2 protein-coding genes are annotated in these 3,373 nt (G+C 74.8%); both read right to left on the bottom strand.

Annotation, left to right across the window (positions count from 1 at the left end; genetic code table 11):
* Nucleotides 1-71: 71 nt before the first annotated feature.
* Complete coding sequence (locus BJP40_RS06405) at nucleotides 72-785, bottom strand: hypothetical protein (protein WP_071279342.1); 714 nt, start codon at nucleotides 783-785, stop codon at nucleotides 72-74.
* 123 nt (nucleotides 786-908) lie between these two features.
* On the bottom strand, nucleotides 909-3,131 hold the full coding sequence (locus tag BJP40_RS06400) for a molybdopterin-dependent oxidoreductase (RefSeq protein WP_071279341.1): 2,223 nt from the start codon (nucleotides 3,129-3,131) through the stop codon (nucleotides 909-911).
* Nucleotides 3,132-3,373 lie beyond the last annotated feature (242 nt).

Raw genomic sequence — 3,373 nt, 5'->3', positions numbered from 1 at the left:
ACGCCAGCACCAGGGTCCTGGTGAGGCGGATGAGGCGCCGCTGCCGGCGGTTGAACCGTGCGGTCCAGGGCCTACGCCGTGCCATGGGCGCGCCGGCGACGGCGGACGAGGACCAGCCCGGCCGTCCCCGCGAGGCCGGCCGCGAGCGCGGAGCCCACTCCGAAGGCCAAGGAGCTGTCGCCGTCGGCCGTCCCGGCCATGCCGCCGCCGCCCGCGCCGACGCCGCCGTGCGGGTGCTTGTAGTGGTCGTCCTTGCCGTAGTCCTTCTCGTAGTCCTTGCCGTGGTCCTTGCTGCCGTTCTCCTTGCCGTTCTCACCGCCGTTGCCGTTGCCGTTCTCACCGCCGTTCCCGCCGCCGTTGCCGTTGCCGTTGCGGTCGCAGTCGACGCGGAACACCTTGTGCTTGGCCGGCGGCAGCGGGGTGCCGGGGATGGTCCAGGTGACCTTGTACATGCCGTCCGGCAGGGTCAGCTCGTCCGTCACGCCGGTACCCGTGGTGAGGGTCATGGTGTCGCTGAGGACGGGGTCGCCGGCGCGCATCGGCTGGTGGTCGATCCTCCATTCGACCTCCTGGAGGATGTCGAAGTTGAAGGCCGCGAGGTAGAAGAGGCACCCCACCCGGGGTTCGTTGCGCTGGTCGGTGGCCGACGTGGTGTTGCGGTGCACCTTGATGTCGCCGTTCTCGCCGGGCACCTGGGCGTGGGCGGCGGGAGCGGAGCCGAAGGCCACGCCCGCGAGGGCGAGGCCGGCGACGACGGTGCGCAGGAGTGGTCGGGCTGCGGTCATGAAAGGGGCCTCCGTGAGAAGGTCGGATGGGTCAGCCTTATCAGCTGATAATCCGACTATCAGTCACTTCACGGACATCTCCGGCTCCTGCGGCGGCGCGCCGTGCCGGTTCCCCCGGTCGGCTCACTGCTCCGGCGACACCTCCACCGGGAACCCGTTGAGGACGGCCGTGCCGGACAGCGGGTCCAGGCGGGTGCCGTCGAGGAGCTGGTTGACGTTGGCGCCCGGCCTGGCCGCGGCCACCGCGAGGCGGGTCCCGGGCCGGTCGTGGCCCCAGCCGTGCGGGAGGCTGACCACGCCGGGCCGCACGGCGTCGGTCACGTCGACGGGCACCACGAGCTCCCCGCCCTCGCCCTTGACGCGGGCCCGGCCGCCGTGGACCACGCCCAGGCGTGCCGCGTCGTCGGGGTGCACCTGGAGCGTGCAGGTGTTGCTGCCGCTGTTCAGGGCGGGCAGGTTGTGCATCCAGCTGTTGTTGGAGCGCAAGTGCCGACGGCCCACCAGCACCAGCGGTGCGGGGCCTGCGTCCAGGGCGGCGCGCAGTCGCGGCAGGTCGGCCGCGACGGGCGCGGGCAGCAGCTCGACGCGCCCGCTGCGGGTCTTCAGCGGCCCGGGCAGCCGGGGCCGCAGGGGCCCCAGGTCGATGCCGTGCGGGGCGGCCAGCAGGTCGTCGAGCGTCAGCCCGTACGGGCCGAGCCGCAGCATCAGGTCGAGCCGCCGCTCGGCGGAGGTGCGGCCGGTGAGCCGCGCAGCGAAGGCGGCGGGGTCCTGGCCGTGGGCGGGCGAGTGCGGTTCCGTCACGGCCTTCGCCAGGGCGCGGTCGACCGCCAGGGCGTCGACGGCCTCGGGGCCCGCGGTGCCGTGCAGGCCCGACACGGCCAGGACGAGCCGGGCGTGGATCTCGCACTCGTCCATCCGCCCGGCTTCCAGAGGGACGGCTGCGCGGGTGTAGCGCACCTGGTTGCGGATGGCGAAGCCGTTGAACGCGAAGTCGAAGTGGGCGCTCTGGGAGGGCGGCGGCGGGGGCAGGACGACATCGGCGTGACGGGTGGTCTCGTTGAGGTACGGGTCCACCGCGACCATGAAGTCCAGCCCGCCGCTGAGGGCCCGGTCCAGGCGGTCGCCGTCAGGGGCGGACAGGACGGGGTTGGCCGCGATGGTGACGAGCGCGCGGATGCGGCCCTCGCCGGGGGTGTCGATCTCCTCCGCCAGGGCGGCGAGGGGCAGTTCGCCCTTCGCCTCCGGATGCCCGCTCACCCGGCTCGCCCAGCGGCCGAGGGCGAAGCCCTTCCCCGGGCCGGGCGGGCGGGGCGCGGGCGCCGTGGCGGAGAGCGGGAAGAGGGCGCCGCCGGGCCGGTCGAGGTTGCCGGTGAGCACGTTCAGGACGTCCACCAGCCAGTTGGTGAGGGTGCCGTGCGCGACGGTGCTTCCGCCCACGCGCGCGTAGACGGCCGCGGACGGCGCGGCGGCCAGCTCGCGGGCCAGGGCGCGGAGGGTGCCGGGAGCCACGTCGCAGGCTGCGGCCACCGCCTCCGGGGTGAAGTCCCGTAGCGCCTCCTCGACGTCGGCGACCCCCTCGACGTGCGGGGCGAGCGGCCCGAGGTCGGTCAGGCCCTCCGCGCACAGCACCTGTACGAGGGCGGCCAGCAGCAGCGCGTCGGTGCCGGGGCGGATCGGCACGTGCCGGTCGGCGAGGCGGGCGGTGCGGGTGCGGCGCGGGTCGACGACGGTGAGGGTGCCGCCGCGCGCCCGGAGCGCCTTGAGGCGGCCTGGGAAGTCGGGCGCGGTGCACAGGCTGCCGTTGGAGTCCAGCGGGTTGGCGCCGAGCATCAGCAGGTGGGTCGTGCGGTCGAGGTCGGGGACGGGGATGGCGAAGGGGTCGCCGAAGAGGAGGCCGCTGGAGACGTGCTTGGGCATCTGGTCGACGGTGGAGGCGGTGAAGAGGCTCCGGGTCCGCAGGGCCCCGAGGAGGAGCGGCGGGTAGAGGGCGCCCGCCACGGTGTGCACGTTGGGGTTGCCGAGGACGACGCCGACGGCGTGGGGGCCGTGGGCGTCGGCGATCGCGGGCACCGCGCGGGCCACGGCGTCGAACGCCTCGTCCCAGTCGGCCTCCCGCAGGTTGCCGCCCTTCCGTACGAGCGGTGTCCGCAGCCGGTCGGGATCCGCGTCGAGCTCGCCGAACGACGCGCCCTTGGGGCAGATGAACCCGCGGCTGAAGATGTCGTCACGGTCGCCGCGGGCCTGCGTGACACGGGTGCCGGCGAGGGTGAGCGTGAGCCCGCAGGTGGCTTCGCAGAGCGGGCAGATGCGGAGTGCGGTGCGGGTGGCGGCGGTGTCGCTCGGCATGGGTCTCCCCGGGTCGGCCTGTGAGGTGGACGGGAACCGCGCGCCGAGCATACCGACCGGTAGGCATGCTGGCGAGGGGCTGACGACGGCGGCCCGACGCGGAGCGCACGGCAGCGCAGCCCGGGCGTCGGGGCGCAGCCGGCCGAAGGCGGCCCGCGGGCCACAGGAGCGGGCGCCCGGGCCTCCGGACCGCGGCGCCGACCACCTGGCCGAGTACTCCACCATCGCCGGCAACACCATCG

It is taken from the genome of Streptomyces sp. CC53 (genome assembly GCF_001865245.1).
Taxonomy (GTDB): Bacteria; Actinomycetota; Actinomycetes; order Streptomycetales; family Streptomycetaceae; genus Streptomyces.
The sequence above is the reverse complement of the archived record's forward strand: the minus strand, read 5'-3'. Positions and strand labels throughout refer to the sequence as shown.